The sequence below is a fragment of the Streptococcus sanguinis SK49 genome (assembly GCF_000212815.1).
Taxonomy (GTDB): domain Bacteria; phylum Bacillota; class Bacilli; order Lactobacillales; family Streptococcaceae; genus Streptococcus; species Streptococcus sanguinis_C.
On sequence record NZ_GL890985.1, the window covers coordinates 905,243 to 922,809 of the forward strand.

General features: G+C 44.2%; 16 protein-coding genes. 13 read left to right on the forward strand and 3 right to left on the reverse strand.

Annotation, left to right across the window (positions count from 1 at the left end; genetic code table 11):
• Positions 1-3 precede the first annotated feature (3 nt).
• The 6 genes from gtfA to HMPREF9380_RS06490 all read left to right on the forward strand — a co-directional run bounded on the left by gtfA (position 4) and on the right by HMPREF9380_RS06490 (position 4,500).
• The gene (gtfA, locus tag HMPREF9380_RS06515; protein WP_002933052.1) at positions 4-1,524 is read left to right on the forward strand and encodes an accessory Sec system glycosyltransferase GtfA; all 1,521 of its coding nucleotides are present in this window, start codon (positions 4-6) and stop codon (positions 1,522-1,524) included.
• Complete coding sequence (gene gtfB / locus HMPREF9380_RS06510; protein ID WP_002933055.1) at positions 1,508-2,860, forward strand: accessory Sec system glycosylation chaperone GtfB; 1,353 nt, start codon at positions 1,508-1,510, stop codon at positions 2,858-2,860. Before gtfA ends, gtfB begins: the two co-directional genes overlap by 17 nt.
• A complete protein-coding gene (gene asp4, locus HMPREF9380_RS06505; RefSeq protein WP_002933059.1) occupies positions 2,853-3,035 on the forward strand; it encodes an accessory Sec system protein Asp4 in 183 nt (60 codons plus the stop codon). Before gtfB ends, asp4 begins: the two co-directional genes overlap by 8 nt.
• A gap of 1 nt (position 3,036) precedes the next feature.
• A complete protein-coding gene (gene asp5 / locus HMPREF9380_RS06500) occupies positions 3,037-3,258 on the forward strand; it encodes an accessory Sec system protein Asp5 (protein WP_002933062.1) in 222 nt (73 codons plus the stop codon).
• Between the two features lie 173 nt (positions 3,259-3,431).
• The gene (locus HMPREF9380_RS06495; RefSeq protein WP_002900667.1) at positions 3,432-3,812 is read left to right on the forward strand and encodes a CidA/LrgA family protein; all 381 of its coding nucleotides are present in this window, start codon (positions 3,432-3,434) and stop codon (positions 3,810-3,812) included.
• A complete protein-coding gene (locus tag HMPREF9380_RS06490) occupies positions 3,805-4,500 on the forward strand; it encodes an LrgB family protein (RefSeq protein WP_002910116.1) in 696 nt (231 codons plus the stop codon). The genes HMPREF9380_RS06495 and HMPREF9380_RS06490 overlap by 8 nt, the downstream gene beginning before the upstream one ends.
• A 42-nt stretch (positions 4,501-4,542) precedes the next feature.
• Here HMPREF9380_RS06490 and HMPREF9380_RS06485 read toward each other — a convergent pair whose 3' ends face one another.
• Both HMPREF9380_RS06485 and HMPREF9380_RS06480 read right to left on the reverse strand, forming a co-directional pair.
• Positions 4,543-5,382 carry a hypothetical protein gene (locus HMPREF9380_RS06485; protein ID WP_002933064.1) on the reverse strand — a complete coding sequence of 280 codons (840 nt, stop codon included), beginning with the start codon at positions 5,380-5,382 and terminating at the stop codon, positions 4,543-4,545.
• Positions 5,383-5,396: 14 nt separating this feature from the next.
• Positions 5,397-6,104 (reverse strand): ABC transporter ATP-binding protein, encoded by a 708-nt coding sequence (locus HMPREF9380_RS06480; RefSeq protein ID WP_002904198.1) that lies wholly within the window; start codon positions 6,102-6,104, stop codon positions 5,397-5,399.
• Between the two features lie 180 nt (positions 6,105-6,284).
• Between HMPREF9380_RS06480 and HMPREF9380_RS06475 the strand changes: the two genes are divergently transcribed.
• The 5 genes from HMPREF9380_RS06475 (at position 6,285) to HMPREF9380_RS06455 (ending at position 13,339) form a co-directional block, all read left to right on the forward strand.
• Positions 6,285-9,395, forward strand: coding sequence for a DNA polymerase III subunit alpha (locus tag HMPREF9380_RS06475; RefSeq protein ID WP_032907305.1), 3,111 nt, complete (start codon positions 6,285-6,287; stop codon positions 9,393-9,395).
• Between the two features lie 84 nt (positions 9,396-9,479).
• A complete protein-coding gene (gene pfkA / locus HMPREF9380_RS06470) occupies positions 9,480-10,490 on the forward strand; it encodes a 6-phosphofructokinase (RefSeq protein WP_002895919.1) in 1,011 nt (336 codons plus the stop codon).
• Between the two features lie 56 nt (positions 10,491-10,546).
• Positions 10,547-12,052, forward strand: coding sequence for a pyruvate kinase (gene pyk / locus HMPREF9380_RS06465; RefSeq protein ID WP_002895918.1), 1,506 nt, complete (start codon positions 10,547-10,549; stop codon positions 12,050-12,052).
• A gap of 182 nt (positions 12,053-12,234) precedes the next feature.
• Entirely contained in the window at positions 12,235-12,792 is a 558-nt protein-coding gene (gene lepB / locus HMPREF9380_RS06460; RefSeq protein ID WP_002933088.1) for a signal peptidase I, read from the forward strand.
• 139 nt (positions 12,793-12,931) lie between these two features.
• Positions 12,932-13,339: a hypothetical protein gene (locus tag HMPREF9380_RS06455; protein WP_002933089.1), complete on the forward strand. Its 408-nt coding sequence runs from the start codon at positions 12,932-12,934 to the stop codon at positions 13,337-13,339.
• Positions 13,340-13,371: 32 nt separating this feature from the next.
• Here the strand turns inward: HMPREF9380_RS06455 and HMPREF9380_RS06450 are convergent, their stop codons facing one another.
• Entirely contained in the window at positions 13,372-14,568 is a 1,197-nt protein-coding gene (locus tag HMPREF9380_RS06450) for a cation diffusion facilitator family transporter (protein ID WP_032907501.1), read from the reverse strand.
• A gap of 259 nt (positions 14,569-14,827) precedes the next feature.
• Between HMPREF9380_RS06450 and pcrA the strand changes: the two genes are divergently transcribed.
• Both pcrA and HMPREF9380_RS06440 read left to right on the forward strand, forming a co-directional pair.
• Positions 14,828-17,116 carry a DNA helicase PcrA gene (pcrA, locus tag HMPREF9380_RS06445; protein WP_002933092.1) on the forward strand — a complete coding sequence of 763 codons (2,289 nt, stop codon included), beginning with the start codon at positions 14,828-14,830 and terminating at the stop codon, positions 17,114-17,116.
• Positions 17,113-17,511, forward strand: a complete 399-nt coding sequence (locus tag HMPREF9380_RS06440) for an NUDIX domain-containing protein (protein ID WP_002933093.1) — start codon at positions 17,113-17,115, stop codon at positions 17,509-17,511. Before pcrA ends, HMPREF9380_RS06440 begins: the two co-directional genes overlap by 4 nt.
• The last annotated feature ends 56 nt before the right edge of the window (positions 17,512-17,567 follow it).

A 17,567-nucleotide genomic window follows, 5' to 3' on the forward strand; every position in this document is an offset into this window, starting at 1 on the left:
AATATGACAGTATATAACATCAACTTAGGCATCGGCTGGGCCAGCAGCGGTGTGGAATACGCCCAAGCTTATCGGGCCCAGCTTCTGCGCAGAATCCAGCAGCCGGCTAAGTTTATCTTTATGGATATGATTTTAGCGGATAATATCCAGCATCTGACGGAAAATATTGGTTTTCTGGATGAGGAAGTTATCTGGCTTTATAACTATTTTACTGATATCAAGATTGCACCGACGACGGTGACGCTGGATCAGGTGTTGGCTCAAGTCGCAGGTCAGCCGGAACGCTCGGAGAGAGAGGGCAAGATTGTCCGTTATTTCTATCCGCAGGATGATCAGTTTATCACTTGCTATCTGCGGCAGGAAGACCAAGACTTTGTGGAGCATGTGGAGTATGTCTCGCGGGGGAGATTGATTCGCAAGGATTATTTCTCCTATGTCCGCTATGCCAGTGAATACTTCGCACCCCACAATGATGCTGCAACCCTCTACCAGCGCCGTTTCTACCATGAAGACGGCAGTGTGGCCTATGACATGCTGATAGAGGATGGTCAGGAAGAGCTCTATTGCTTTCCAGATCGGATTTTCTATTCCAAGGCTGAGCTAGTTCGTTATTTTCTTCAGAGCTTGGAGTTAAAATCTGATGATGTGGTTATCTTGGATAGGGAGACTGGGATTGGTCAGGTTGTCTTTGAGGAGAGTCAGAAGGCTAAGCTGGGAGTAGTGGTCCATGCAGAGCATTTTAGTGAAAATGCCAGCAGTGACGACTACATTCTCTGGAACAATTTCTATGACTACCAGTTTACTAATGCAGACAAGGTGGACTTTTTCATCGTGGCAACAGAGGCTCAGAAAACGATTCTAGAGCAGCAGTTCCAGCATTACTTGGATAAGCAGCCCAAAATTGTCACCATACCGGTTGGGAGTCTAGACCAGCTAACTTATCCCAAAGAGCCTCGCAAGCCTTTCTCCATGATTACGGCTTCGCGACTTGCTACAGAAAAGCATATTGATTGGCTAGTGGCAGCGACTGTCCAAGCACAAGCCCAGCTGCCTGAGCTGACTCTGGATATTTACGGTAAGGGGGGCGAAGAGGAGAAGCTGCGCCGCAGGATTGAGGAAGCAGGAGCTCAGGACTACATTCGGCTTAAAGGGCATGCAGATTTGAGTCAGATTTATGCAGGCTATGAGCTTTATCTGACGGCTTCAACCAGCGAAGGCTTTGGTTTGACTCTTATGGAAGCGGTCGGATCAGGTCTGCCCCTCATTGGCTTTGATGTCCGCTATGGCAATCAGACTTTTATCGATGATAGCAAAAATGGTTATCTGATACCGGTCAGTTCCAATCAGGTCGAGGATCAGATTATTGCTGCTTTTGTGGAGAAAATAATAGCTCTCTTTAGCCAAGGACGCCAGCAGGAGATGAGCCAACACTCTTATCAAGTGGCCGAGAATTATTTGACCAGCCGAGTTGAAGCGGCTTGGTCCCAGCTTTTAAAGGAGGTCAGAGATGATTCAGCTCTTTGATTATTACAATCAGGAAACCCAGGATCTGCATGATTCCCTCCTTGCAGCTGGCTATGACTGTCCGACCATTGTCATTGAGGCCAATGGCTTTCTGCCGGACGACATGATCTCCCCCTATACTTACTTTCTGGGGGATGAAGAGGGAGCAGACCACCCGCTCTTTTTCAATCAAGTGCCGGTGCCACCTTTCTGGGAAATCACAGGCGACCACCAGTCAGCGCGTGTCAGTGACATGGGGGAAGAAAGGGCACGGATTCACTATGCAAGTCAGGCCAAGGGCCGGCTGGTCAAACAGGTGGATTGGCTGGATAAAAAAGGCCAGCTGCGACTGAGTGAACGCTATAATAAGCAAGGCCGCTGCTTTGCGAAAACAGCCTATAAATCAGGCCAGGAGGCTTTCAACACAACCTATTACAGCACTGATGGTCAGGAGCGTATCGTGGAAAATCACGCCACCGGTGACATCATCCTGACTCTAGACCAAGAGCCCTTGCGGATTTTTAAAAGCCGAGTGGATTTTATCTGTTTCTTTTTAGAGCGGCTAGACTTGGACTTGGATCACATTCTCTTTAATTCGCTGGCTTATTCTTTCCTAGTTTCCCACAGCTTGACAGGGCGTGCTGGGCAGGATATTCTCTTTTGGCAGGAACCTCTGTATGATGAGCTTCCGGGCAATATGCAGCTGATTCTGGAAAATAGCCAGCTGCGGGCGCAGACCATTGTCATTCCAGATCTGGCGACTTATGAAAAGGCCAAGAGTCTGGCTACAGCTGACCAGCAGCAGAAGTTTCTGCATCTGGGCTATCATTATGATTTCAAGCGGGATAACTACCTACGAAAAGATGCTTTAATTCTTACCCATTCGGATCAGATTGAAGGCTTAGAGACCTTGGTTCAGTCCCTGCCACAGCTAGTCTTTCGCATTGCAGCACTTACGGAAATGTCACCTAAACTCTTGTCTATGCTGTCCTATAAAAATGTCGTCCTTTATCAAAATGCCAGTCTCAAGCAGATCGAGCAGCTCTACTTGGAATCGGACATTTATCTGGACATCAATCACGGAGGTCAGGTCCTGCAGGCAGTTCGCAAGGCTTTTGAGAACAATCTCTTGATTCTAGGCTTTGAGCAGACCCTGCATGACAGGCACTACATTGCTCAACAGCATATTTTCGACAGCAGCCAGCCAGCTCAACTGGCATCAACTTTGGAAGAAGCCTTATCTGGTGTTGAGCAGATGCGGTCAGCCTTGCAAGCTCAAGGCCAGCATGCCAACGATGTACCCGTCAGTCTTTATCAGGAGACTCTCCAAAGCTTATTAGGAGGTCAGCATGGCTAAAAAAGATTTATTTCATAAGGATATTGAGGGGCGGTTAGATGAGATCAAGCATGGTAGACCCAAGAAAGAAAAGGCCAGTCTGGGAGAAAATCTTAACAAGATTTTTGTCATCGCTTTGGGCTTGATGATCTTGATTGGCTTGATTTTTACATTGATTGGAGCCTTGAGGAAATAAAATGCAAACAATATTGATTACACTTACCATTGTAGCAGCTCTTGTCTTGATTTTGCTGGTTAGTCTTCTTCCCAGAGAAAACCAGCAATTTTACAGAGACACCAATATATCAATCGGCAAGTCAGGCTACTGGGAAACCCATCTCGCAAAGAAAATCCTAGTTCTTTTGGCAAGCCTTGCCTTGATTATTCTCATGATTTTCTTTATGATTCAATCCCTCTAGCATCTGTTTAGGAAGTTACTCAGACGACTGCTAAATAAGAAAGACCCTCTATTGCAGACAATAGAGGGAATTTTTATAAGCAAATTTTGTATGTAAAGGTTTTAATTTCTGAAATCACCTTGATATTTTTCTGAAAAGGAGTAAACTGGATATACAAGTGATGGAGGTTTGGTATGAAATTATACGTTCAGTTGATGATTATTTTTATGATTTCCCTCGTTGGAGAAGGGATTTCAAGTGTTTTCCATCTGCCAGTTCCGGGCAGTATCATAGGTTTAGTCTTGCTGTTTTTGGCTCTGCAGTTTAAGCTCCTGCGCCTACGTCATATCAGTATGGTTGGCAATTTTCTTTTAGCAAATATGACCATCCTTTTTCTGCCTCCAGCAGTTGGTATCATGGATAAATTTCAGGTCATCGCGCCTTATCTGCTGCCGATTATTTTGATTGTTTTAGGAGCGATTGTGCTTAATGTCTGCGTGATTGCAGTTGTGGTGCAGCTGATTAAGACTCGTTTTGAAGGAGATTATGAGGAAGGAGACGCCAGCAATGTCTGATTTATGGAGCAACCCTCTCTTTGGCCTTGCCTTATCTATCTTGGCCTATCTTTGTGGCCTATTGATTTTTCGAAGATTTCCTCATCCCTTGACAACTCCTTTGCTGATTGCAGCAGTTTTGGTCATTGCTTTTTTAAAATTAACCGGTATTTCCTACAAGGATTACTATGTCGGTGGCTCCTATTTAAACAACCTGATTGTGCCATCTACGGTTGCTTTGGGGATTCCGCTTTACAAGACTTTTCATTTGATGAAGCACCATGCACGCAGTATTTTGATTGGGACCTTTGCGGCGGTTGTAGTCAATACCAGCTTCACTGCTCTGCTGGCTAAGTTTTTCGGAATGGACTTCTTTCTGGCTGTTTCTCTTTTTCCGAAATCAGTCACAACGGCCATGGCTGTCGGTATCACAGACAAGCTGCAAGGTCTTGCTACAGTGACATTAGTGGTGGTGGTTGCGACGGGCATTCTGACCAGTGTCTTAGGACCAACGCTTCTTAAGCTTTTAAAAATCACAGACCCGGTAGCTATCGGTCTAGCTTTAGGGGGAACCGGCCATGCGGTAGGAACGGGAACCGCCTTTAAATACGGCCAGGTCGCAGGAGCTATGGCAGGACTTGCGATTGGCGTGACCGGCCTCATGTACGTTCTGGTCAGTCCTATCGTGGCAGCGATTATTCTGAAGTAAAAATAAACAAGGTTGAAACAAAACGTTTCAACCTTGTTTTGACTATTGCAGATTTAGTTTGTTTTTTATGATGGCATAGATTGTAAAATAGAAATCGAAAATTTTGACCAGTTCAAAGACGATTCGGATAACCAGTGAAAAATCCAGTACCTGGCTAAGATTTGTATAGAAGTTATCATAACTATAATCATACAGATTTAGGAAGTTTGTTGCGGAATATGGAGTAGGCAGGAATATGGATAAGACCGTCAAAACAGTCCAAATCAAAAATCCAAAGAGTACAGCCATCATAATCCGATTTTTCTTAAAGAGCTGCCCAATAGATATGACCAAATAAAAGAAGAGAATGCCAGAGATAATTTGTAAAAGATTAAGGAATCCATATTTGATAAGCCAGATCCAGATATCTGGTATGTAACTAAGGTAACTAAACAGTTCTCCTAAGGAATGACCCGCGATAGGTAGGGCGATTCCAAAAATTAGGAGACTGCCAACAAACATGGTTAGTGTACACAAGAGACTCCATAAAATTGCTGAGAGGAGCTTGGATAGGAGAATCTGATGTGGTGTGACCGGAAGAGTCCAAGTCAGATAGCCTTCACGTCCAAATACATTTTTATAAAAACGCCGGATAATAATGATAGTATTAGACAGAAAGACAGCGCAGGCTGCTGAAAATATCAGTAAGAAGAGCAAGTAGAAAAAAACTAGAAATCCTAAAGTAGACGATGGATAATCACTCAGAAAATTCAGCTGTTCAGGTTTCAGAACACTGCCGGCAAATATCCCCATGACAATCGAGAGACTTAAGAAGATTGCAAAAGTGATACAGTACCATTTGTAATTAGACTTAAAATCGTATTTAAATAATTTTCCAAACATATAGTGAAGTCCTCCTAATAAAAGCGAAACTGGCTGCGGAAGAGATTATCAATGGATTGATTATACTGTTGACGAAGCTGATTAGTATTTTCATGCAGAAGAATCTGACCTTGGTTAATCAGGATTACTTCATCCAAGATTGGCTCGATATCTGCAATCAAGTGGGTGGAAATGATGACAGAAGACTGAGGTGTGCGGTTTTGAATGATGGTCTGCAGGATATAGTCGCGAGCAGCCGGATCAACACCACCGATAGGCTCGTCTAGGATATACAGTTCCGCATGGCGGCTCATGACCAGAATGAGCTGCATTTTTTCCTTGTTTCCTTTTGAAAGGCTTCCGATGCGCGCTTGAGGATCGATATGAAGATCCTTTAGAAGCTGCATGGCTTTCGCGATGTCAAAATTATCATAAAAATCTTGGAAATATTTTACAGCTTCGATTACTTTGGAGCTGTCGCTCAGATAAGTCGTATCTGGCAGATAGGAAACGATTCTTTTGGTATCAGGAGAAGGTTTGACGCCTTTGAGATAAATATGACCAGAGGTGGGCTGCAAGAGACCATTGATAAGCTTGATAATAGTTGTCTTGCCGCTGCCATTAGGACCTAGAAGTCCGATAATTCTGCCAGGTTGGATGTTTAAGCTCACATCATACAGGGCGGGTGCGTCGCCATAATTTTTATGGACATGGTCAAGATAGACCAGAGGATACTGATTCATACATGTCTCCTTTATTTTCTTCAATTTACAATTATTATACCTTTTCCTTAGGAAAATGGCAAAGAAAGCCGGAAGGGGTGAATGGAATCTTTATGTTCAGTCAAACTCCTATTTCCCTCATTCAGTGAATTGCGGTATAATAGTTATAAGAAGAAGCAAAGCGTGTTCAAGGAGAATAATGTGGTAATACAACTTGATACCAAGACTGTTTACAGTTTTATGGATAGCTTGGTCCCGATAAAGAAATATGTGCAAAAAGCCAAGGACTTAGGATACAGTCATCTAGGCATGATGGATGTGGACAATCTCTATGGTGCCTATCATTTCTTAGAGGAAGCCGAATCTGCGGGACTGCAGCCGCTTTTAGGCTTGGATCTGAGTCTGATCAAGGATGAGCAGGAGCTTCATCTCCGTCTGTTGGCCTTAGACAGTCAAGGCTATCGCAATCTGATGAAAGTCTCAACTCTCAAGATGATGGGACAAAAGAACTGGGAGGATGTTCAGCATCTATTTAAGGGATTAGCTTTGATTGTTCCTGCTTTTGACGGAGTAGCAGATTTAGATTTGGGGTTGGATTTTTATGTTGGTGTCTTTCCAGCAACGCCCAAGCAGGAGTTCGGTCGGCCAACCCTGCCCCTGCATACTGTCCGATATTTTGACACGGGGGATTTGGAAACCTTGCAGATGCTCCGGGCTATTCGAGAAAATGCCAGCCTGCGGGAGATTGGCAGCCTTCCCAATCATGAGTTTTTGCTGGCACCAGATGCTCTGGCAGGAGCTTTTAAGGAAACTTTCCCAGAGAGTCTGGCTAATCTTGAGAAGCTAGTCCGTCATGTTCACTATGATATCAATAGGGAGCTGAAACTGCCCCGCTTTAATCGGGAGCGGCCAGCTGTGGAAGAACTAAGGGAGCGGTCTGAAGCTGGCTTAAAAAAACGCGGTTTAACACGCAAACTTTATCAGGAACGGCTGGATCAGGAGCTGGCTGTCATTCATCAGATGGGCTTTGATGATTATTTTCTCATTGTCTGGGATTTGCTGCGCTTTGGTCGCAGTCAGGGCTACTATATGGGCATGGGTCGAGGCTCTGCTGTTGGCAGTCTGGTGGCCTATGCTTTGGAGATTACTGGGATTGACCCAGTCAAGAATAACCTGCTTTTTGAGCGCTTTCTAAATCTAGAGCGCTATACCATGCCCGATATTGATATCGATATTCCTGATGTTTACCGGCCGGAGTTTATCCGCTATGTTCGGGACCGCTATGGCAGTATGCATGCGGCTCAGATTGTGACCTACTCAACCTTCGGAGCCAAGCAGGCCATTCGCGATGTCTTCAAGCGCTTCGGTCTGCCAGAGTATGAGCTAACCAATATCACTAAGAAAATCCGCTTTGGCGATAGTCTGACCTCTGCTTATGAGAAAAATATGGCCTTTCGTCAGATTATCAACAGCAAGCTAGAATATCAAAAGGCCTTTGATATTGCTAAAAAAATTGAAGGTCATCCCCGTCAGACTTCTATCCATGCAGCTGGAGTTGTGATGAGCGATAATGACCTGACTGACCAGATACCGCTCAAATACGGCGAGGACATGTATATCACCCAATATGATGCCCACGGTGTGGAGAGCAACGGTCTGCTCAAGATGGACTTTCTGGGCTTGCGCAATCTGACCTTTGTCCAGCGGATGAAAGAAGCAACCCTGAAAAAATATGAGGTAGATATTAAGATTGCAGAGATTGACTTGGCGGATGCAGACACTCTGAAACTCTTTGCGGCTGGTCAGACCAAGGGGATTTTCCAGTTTGAGCAGCCGGGGGCTATCAGCCTGCTCAAGCGGATTCAGCCGGTTTGCTTTGAGGAAGTAGTGGCCACAACCTCTCTCAACCGTCCTGGAGCCAGCGATTATATTGACAATTTTGTCAAGAGAAAGCATGGACTGGAGCAGGTGGCGCTGATTGATGATAGTTTGGCTGATATTCTAGCTCCGACTTACGGTATCATGCTCTACCAAGAGCAAGTCATGCAGGTTGCCCAGCGCTTTGGTGGCTTTAGTCTGGGGAAAGCCGATATTTTACGAAGGGCCATGGGCAAGAAAAGTGCTGCTGAAATGCACCGCATGCAGGAGGACTTTGTCGCAGGTGCTCTCAAACTTGGTCACTCGGAATCCAAAGCCAAGGAAGTCTTTGCTATTATGGAGAAGTTTGCTGGTTATGGCTTTAACCGCAGCCACGCCTATGCCTACTCAGCTCTGGCCTTTCAGCTGGCTTATTTCAAGGCTCACTATCCAGATGTTTTCTTTGATGTCATGCTCAATTACTCTAGCAGTGACTATATCACTGATGCCCTGAGTTTTGACTTTGAAACAGCGCCCCTCAGTATCAATAATATTCCCTACCATGATAAGTTTCAGGATAAGAAGATATTTTTAGGCATGAAAAATATCAAAGGCCTGCCTAGGGATTTGGCTTACTGGATTATCGAAGAGCGACAAAATGCTGCCTTTACTGGGGTGGAAGACTTTATTCTGCGCCTGCCTCAGAATTACCATAAGATTCCGCTGCTGACTCCTCTGATTCAGCTGGGGCTCTTTGACAGTTTTGAGAAAAATCGCCAAAAAATTCTAGCCAATCTGCCTAATTTATTTGTATTTGCGGATGAGCTGGGCAGCCTCTTTGCCGATACGACTTATTCTTGGACAGAGGCTCAGGATTTCAGCGATGCTGAAAAGTTTGAGCTGGAACAGAGCATTATCGGTGTGGGGCTTAGCGATCACCCCTTGGTTAAACTGGCCAAAGAAGCGGACCAGCCCTTTAGCTGGATTAGTGATTTGACGGAAAATAGCAGAGCTAGGATTTTAGCTCAAGTCCAGACTGTCAAGACTATTCGGACTAAAAAGGGCGAGAACATGGCCTTCTTGCAGGTTTCAGATACGAAGAAAAAACTGGATGTTACCCTCTTTCCTGATACTTATAGACAGCTGGGTGAACGTATTAAGGAGAAGGGCATTTACTACTTGACTGGCAAGATGCAGGAGCGGGATGGACGCTTACAGCTGGTCTTGTCAGATATAGAAGAAGCCACTACAGAACGCTTCTGGATAAAACTTGCTGGACATGAATATGATCGGGAAATATCTCAGATTTTGCAGAAATACCCCGGTAATATTCCGGTTGTCCTGCGCTATGAAGATGAGAAGCACACCATGTCTGCACCGCATTTTCGAGTGGAGAAATCGGAGCAGCTGCAAGAGGAATTGAAGAATTATACTATGAAAACGATTTTTCGTTAAAAAATATGGAAAATAAGAGAATTTTCATGATGATTGTGGTATAATCTATAAGAATGTTAAAAAGAAAAAGGAGCAAAAAGCGAAATGAAACGTATTGCTGTTTTGACTAGTGGTGGTGATGCCCCTGGTATGAATGCTGCCATCCGTGCGGTTGTTCGTAAAGCAATTTCCGAAGGAATGGAAGTTTACGGTATTTATGATGGTTACGCTGGAATGGTAGCTGGCGAGATTTACCCACTTGATGCAACATCAGTTGGTGACATTATTTCTCGCGGTGGAACTTTCCTTCACTCTGCTCGTTACCCTGAGTTTGCCCAAGTTGAAGGGCAGCTGAAAGGAATTGAGCAGCTTAAAAAACATGGAATCGAAGGTGTCGTTGTTATCGGTGGTGATGGATCTTACCACGGTGCGATGCGTCTGACAGAGCACGGCTTCCCCGCTGTTGGTGTTCCAGGAACCATTGACAATGATATCGTCGGAACAGACTTCACTATCGGTTTTGATACTGCTGTTACTACAGCTATGGATGCGATTGACAAGATTCGGGATACCTCATCCAGTCACCGTCGTACTTTCGTTATCGAAGTAATGGGTCGTAATGCTGGTGATATTGCTCTTTGGGCAGGTATTGCATCTGGTGCGGATGAAATCATCGTTCCAGAAGAAGGTTTCAAAATCGAAGAAGTTGTTGAAAGCATTAAGAATGGCTATGCCAAGGGTAAGAAACACAACATCATCGTCTTGGCTGAGGGTGTCATGTCAGCGGATGAATTTGCTGAGAAGCTGAAAGAAGCTGGTGATATGAGTGACTTGCGTGTCACAGAGCTCGGACATATCCAGCGTGGAGGCTCACCGACTGCGCGTGATCGTGTCCTTGCATCTCGTATGGGAGCACATGCTGTTAAACTGCTTAAAGAAGGTATCGGCGGAGTTGCTGTTGGAATCCGCAATGAGCAGATGGTTGAAAGCCCAATTCTGGGAACTGCTGAAGAAGGAGCACTCTTTAGCTTGACTGCTGAAGGCAAGATTGTTGTCAATAATCCGCACAAGGCTGATCTGGACTTGGCTGATTTGAACCGCAGCATCAATATTTAATTATTATTTGTTATTCAGGCCAAGAGGCCAAATAGAAGAAGGAGTTTCATACAATCATGAATAAACGTGTAAAAATCGTTGCAACATTAGGTCCTGCGGTAGAAATCCGCGGTGGTAAAAAATTCGGTGATGACGGATATTGGGGAGAAAAGCTGGATGTTGAAGCATCAGCTCAAAACATAGCTAAGCTGATTGAAGCTGGCGCAAATACATTCCGTTTTAACTTCTCACACGGTGACCATGCTGAGCAAGGAGAGCGCATGGCAACTGTTAAGCGTGCAGAAGAAATTGCCGGCCAAAAAGTTGGTTTCCTACTTGATACAAAAGGACCAGAAATTCGTACAGAATTGTTTGAAGGCGATGCAAAAGAGTACTCTTACAAAACTGGTGAAAAAATCCGTGTTGCTACTAAGCAAGGTATCAAATCAACTCGTGATGTGATTGCTTTGAACGTTGCCGGTGCCCTTGACATCTACGACGATGTTGAAGTTGGTCACCAAGTTTTGGTTGACGATGGTAAACTTGGTCTTCGTGTTTTCTCAAAAGACGATGCAACTCGTGAATTTGAAGTAGTCGTTGAAAATGACGGTATCATTGCTAAGCAGAAAGGTGTGAACATCCCTAACACTAAGATTCCTTTCCCAGCACTTGCTGAGCGCGATAATGATGATATCCGTTTCGGTTTGGAACAAGGTATCAACTTCATTGCGATTTCATTCGTACGTACTGCAAAAGACGTCGACGAAGTTCGTGCAATCTGTGAAGAAACTGGTAATGGACACGTTCAATTGTTCGCGAAAATCGAAAACCAACAAGGTATCGATAACTTGGACGAAATCATTGAAGCTGCTGACGGTATCATGATTGCCCGTGGTGACATGGGTATCGAAGTACCATTCGAAATGGTTCCAGTTTACCAAAAAATGATCATCACTAAGGTAAATGCAGCTGGTAAAGTGGTTATCACAGCAACTAACATGCTTGAAACCATGACAGAAAAACCACGTGCAACTCGTTCAGAAGTATCAGACGTATTTAACGCTGTTATCGATGGAACTGACGCAACTATGCTTTCAGGTGAGTCTGCAAACGGTAAATACCCACTTGAGTCAGTAACAACAATGGCGACTATCGATAAGAACGCTCAAACCCTTCTTAACGAATATGGCCGTTTGACAACTGACAACTTTGAGCGTAACTCTAAGACTGAAGTTATGGCTTCAGCAGTTAAAGATGCTACAAACTCAATGGATATCAAGTTGGTAGTTACTCTTACTAAGACTGGACACACAGCTCGCTTGATTTCTAAATACCGTCCAAACGCTGATATCTTGGCTATCACTTTTGACGAATTGACTCAACGCGGTCTTATGCTGAACTGGGGTGTTATTCCAGTGACTACTGAAACTCCATCTAATACAGACGATATGTTTGAAATCGCTGAAAAGATTGCAGTTGAGCAAGGCTTGGTTGAATCTGGTGATGATATCGTTATCGTTGCTGGTGTGCCGCTTGGTGAAGCAGTTCGTACCAACACAATGCGTATCCGTACAGTACGTTAATCTAAGATAATAAGAAGAACCGTTGATTGAAAAATCATCGGTTTTTTCTCTTGTCGAAGTGACGACCATTATCTTGTGTGGGAAGAAGGACACATCAGCGTTTTGATTTTTGAAATAAGATTGTCCCTTTGTCTATTTTATCTAAAAATGATATAATGGTATAAAAGAGATGGGAGAGACTAATGTTAAAGAGAGATTTATTAAGAAATATTATTATTTTTTCAGTACTGGCAGCTATCATTATAGGGCTGAGAGTTTTTATTTATACGCCTTATCGGGTGACTGAGCAAGACAGCAATGCTTACTTGGCAAAGAATGACTTGGTCTTGGCGACGAGAAAGCAAGACATCAAGCGTGGAGACTTTGTTCTCTATGAAGTGGACGGCAAAGACTATGTCGGCCGGGTCATTGCCCTGGAAAAGGATCAAGTAACCTATATGGATGATCTTCTTTACCTGAACGGTCAGGTCATGTCGGAAGAATACATTGAGAAAATGCGCGAGAAATATCTAGCTTCAGCAGGAAGTTCGGGTTACTATACTCATGATTTCTCTGTTATGGATTTGAAGGGCTCAAAGTCTGATAAAATTACTAAAGATTCTTATTTGATTCTTAATGATCGACGGGAAAATACGAAGGACAGCCGAGAATTTGGGCTCATCAAAGCCAGTCAAATCAAGGGAGTGGTGGAGTTCCGACTCTCACCGCTTAATGAATTTGGTTTTATTAAGAATAAGTAAATTAAAGTCTATTTTAAACCAAGGCAGGGCAAGCCTTGGTTTTTTCTTTGAAAATCAACTTTAAAGTTACAAGTAAACATAAAGATACTTGTCCTGATGTGGTATACTAATATCAAAAGACTGTTAAAGGAGACTGCTCTTGAAGTCAAGAAAGAAAAAATTATTATTTTTGGCTATACTTGCACTGATTTTTCTGACTGCATGTAGCAGCATAGTAAATAGAGATGGTGAAAAAATATGGATGTCAGAAACTGAAATGTCGGAGCTTCATAAGAAAGAGCAAAAGCTTGCACTTTATATCATTAATCATTATGAAGATGTTCAAAAAATTGAATTTACAAAGATTTCAAGAAAGCCTTTTGGACAGGCAAGATATGCTGCTTTACTTGTTAATGATAAGATAAAGATTTATACCGACCTAGATGATAGCTATGACAACTATTATTTGTCTGACAATCCTGAAAAAGACGGCCTGAAAGCTAAAGAGAAACCAACAAATTTGCAAAGTCTAGATAATATTACTGTTATTTATTATACAGGGAAATGAAGGATGTGTTGCAATGAAAAAGCCAGACTGACTTAATCATCAGACTGGTTTTTTCGTGTCTCTTGGTGAAAGATGTTTTGCCATACTTCGTGGCGGCGCCAGAGGCTGGTATGGATAACACCGTCCATTTCATAGCGGATGAGTTTGGTTTTCTGGCTGACAGAAAGCAGTTCAACGTTTTTGAGAGGAGTTTTTGAGGCTCTTTCTGCCTGAAATTCAGCCTTGTTTAGCTGTCGGCCATCTTGGGAAATGTAGAGAAATTCGGCGGACAGAAGTGTATCCAGTTGGTTGCCTTGCTCCACGAGCTGTTCACGCATGAGCAGGTTTGGGTAAAGATTGTCCAGCGTCTCATCCTCGGGAATGGGAGCAGGCTCAATATGAATGTCAATATCAAAGACTCCGAAGCGCTCCATAAGCATATCCTCAACTTGGTCCGCAATCTCATGGCTTTCAAAAACAGACAAATCCGGATTCATTTCCAAGATAATATCCAGATATATATTACTGCCATAGGTCCGGCCGCGCTGTGACTTGACTTGAGTGATTTTAGGAATTTCCAAGATAGCTTGCTTATAGTCCTGCAGCAGGCTTTCATCAAATCCGTCGGACAGGCTGAAGGAAGATTCCATAAAGATATCGTAGGCCGTCTTGAGAATGAAGAAGGTAATGATAATGGCTGCTAGCTTATCAACGATTGGAAAGTTAAAGGCGCTGGCAATGATAGCAACTGAAGTGCCGATAGAAGTGACAGCGTCTGATAGGTTATCCTTGGCTGCGGCATCCAGAGCCTTGGAGTGAGCTTTTTTAGCCAGTGTTTTATTGTAAAAATAAACACCTAACATAATGATTGCCGAGATGATTCCGACCACGGCACCAACTGGGTCAAGCTTGGTCTCTTGATTGGAAATAATTTTCTGAATGGTCTCTATCAAGACATCAAATCCAACGAAAAACATGATGAAAGATGTGATGAGACTGGCCAGATCTTCTATCTTCCAGTGGCCAAAGCGATGGTCACGGTCGGCTGGTTTTCTAGCCATACGCAGGCCAATTAAAACGGCGATATTAGCCACGATATCAGAGACGTTGTTGAAGCCATCGGCCGTCAGACTGGAGGACTGGAGGGTCGAGCCTGCGATAATCTTGACCGCTGAGAGAATCAGATAGGTAGCGATGGACAGGATGGCTCCTCTCTCCGCTAGCTTCAGATTGTTACTAGGATTTTTCATGACAGCCTTTCTTTCTAGTGGGGCAGCAGAATGGAAAAGAGACTTGCGAAAAAATGTCATCTCTGGACAGGTACTCTAAGTCTCATATGGGCATATTATAGCAAAAATAGGCCTGATTTTCAATTTGAATCGGGCTTAGGGTGCCTTAAATGACTTTGCCGAAAATCTAATCTAAAATCAGAAATTCCTCTTCTTTCTGGTTTAGCTTCATCAGGATTTTTGTTATAATAGTAGCATTGACTTTGAAAGAGGAAGAAAAATGCATCCTTTATTAAACGGTATGAATGACCGTCAGGCTGAGGCGGTTCAAACAACAGAAGGGCCTTTGCTGATTATGGCGGGAGCTGGATCGGGTAAGACCCGTGTCCTGATCCACCGCATTGCCTATTTGATTGATGAAAAAATGGTCAATCCATGGAATATCTTAGCCATTACCTTTACCAATAAGGCGGCGCGGGAGATGAGAGAAAGGGCTGAAAAACTTAAAACGGAGGCCCAAGATTGCTTAATCGCTACCTTCCACTCCATGTGTGTGCGTATTCTGAGACGAGAAGCAGATCATATTGGCTACAACCGCAACTTTACGATCGTTGATCCTGGCGAACAGCGGACTCTGATGAAGCGAATTCTCAAAAATCTCAATCTGGACCCTAAAAAGTGGAATGAGCGTGCCATTCTGGGAACTATTTCCAATGCTAAGAACGACCTGATTGATGAGGTAGCCTATGCAAATCTAGCTGGTGATATGTATACAGAGATTGTAGCTAAGTGCTACACGGCCTATCAAAAGGAATTGCGCCAGTCTGAGGCTATGGACTTTGACGACTTAATCATGCTGACCCTGCGACTCTTTGATCAAAATCCTGACGTTTTGACCTACTACCAGCAACGCTACCAGTACATCCATGTGGACGAGTATCAGGATACCAATCATGCTCAGTATCAGCTGGTCAAGCTCTTGGCTTCCCGCTTTAAGAATATTTGCGTAGTCGGAGATGCTGACCAGTCTATCTATGGCTGGCGGGGAGCCGATATGCAGAATATCCTGGACTTTGAAAAGGATTATCCAGAAGCTAAGGTAGTTCTGCTAGAGGAAAACTATCGTTCCACCAAGACCATTCTTCAGGCAGCTAATGAAGTCATCCGAAACAACCGCAACCGCCGTCCTAAAAATCTCTGGACTCAAAACGAAGACGGTGAGGAAATTGTCTACTATCGGGCTAATGACGAGCAGGATGAGGCTCTTTTTGTCGCCCGAACTATTGATCAGCTGAGCCGAGAAGGATATAGTCATAAGGATTTTGCAGTTCTTTACCGGACCAATGCCCAGTCACGGACAGTGGAGGAAGCCCTGCTAAAGTCCAATATTCCCTATACCATGGTCGGTGGAACCAAGTTCTACAGCCGCAAGGAAATCCGAGATGTTATTTCTTATCTCAATCTCATCGCCAACCCTAGCGACAATATCAGCTATGAACGCGTGGTCAATGAGCCTAAGCGTGGTGTCGGACCAGGAACGGTGGAGAAAATTCGGGATTTTGCGTCCAGTCAGGAAATCTCCTTGCTAGATGCGTCGGCCAATATCTTGCTGTCTCCGGTCAAGGGAAAAGCGGCTCAGGCGGTCTATGATTTTGCCAATATGCTTCTGGATTTGCGGGAGCGCTTGGACGACTTTACAGTAACGGAGCTGGTAGAAGCCGTATTGGAAAAGACAGGTTATGCTGCAGCCTTGGCTGCCCAAGCAACCTTGGAAAGCCAAGCACGGATTGAAAATATCGAAGAATTCCTGTCTGTAACTAAGAACTTTGATGAAAGTCCAGATAATCCTGCTGATGAATCTGGTCTTGATAAGCTCAGCCGTTTTCTCAATGACTTAGCCTTGATTGCAGACACAGATGACGGAGATACGGAGAGTTCCGAAGTGACTCTGATGACCCTCCACGCGGCCAAGGGATTGGAATTTCCGGTCGTCTTTCTGGTTGGAATGGAGGAAAATGTCTTCCCTCTAAGTCGGGCGTCTGAAGATGAGGATGAATTGGAAGAGGAGCGGCGCCTGGCCTACGTCGGCATCACCCGAGCAGAGAAGATTCTCTATCTGACCAACGCCAATTCCCGTATGCTTTATGGTAAAACCAACTATAATCACCCTACTCGTTTCTTGAGAGAAATCAGCTCAGACTTGCTAGACTATCAAGGCCTGGCTCGACCGGCAAATAGCTCCTTTAAGGTCAGTTATACCAATAGCGACACCAGCAAATTCGGCCAGGGCATGAGTCTGGCTCAAGCCCTACAAGAGCGGAAACGTCAGGCGGCTCCTAGTTCCATTTCTACAGGCAGTCTGCCTTTTGGAAAGAGCAGTCAGAGCCAGCCTTCTAAGCCGGAAGTTGCTTGGGCTATCGGAGATATTGCCCACCATAAGAAATGGGGCGATGGGACAGTTCTGGCAGTCTCTGGCAGCGGCAACAGCCAAGAGCTCAAGATTAATTTCCCAGAAGTCGGTCTGAAGAAAGTGCTGGCCAGCATAGCACCGATTGAGAAAAAATCATGATGAGGCAGTCGATTGAAGCCTGGATCTATCATCCAGAGGAACGAGAAATCTTGCTCTTGAAAGTGGAAGCTGAGACAGTTTCCTTTTGGCAGCCCATTACTGGTGGGATTGAGAGCGGCGAGAGTCCAGAAGAAGCCTGCCTTCGTGAAATAAAAGAAGAGACCGGTTTGCTCTTAGCTTGTTCAAATCTGACGGCTCTTGGAGATTTCACAGTAAAGATTGATGAAAATCTGTCCATCCACAAAGATCTCTTTCTAGTTCTGACTGAACAGAAGGCAATCCAGATTTCTGATGAGCATGTGGGAGCTCAGTGGATAGCTTTAGACAAAGTTTCGTCGCAGTTGTACTGGCCTAGCAATCAGGCGACTTTTGAGATTATATCTGAGAAGCTATAAGATATAGCTTCTCTTTATTTCTTTTGATAAGGAAATTCTATTAGTCAAGCGAGACG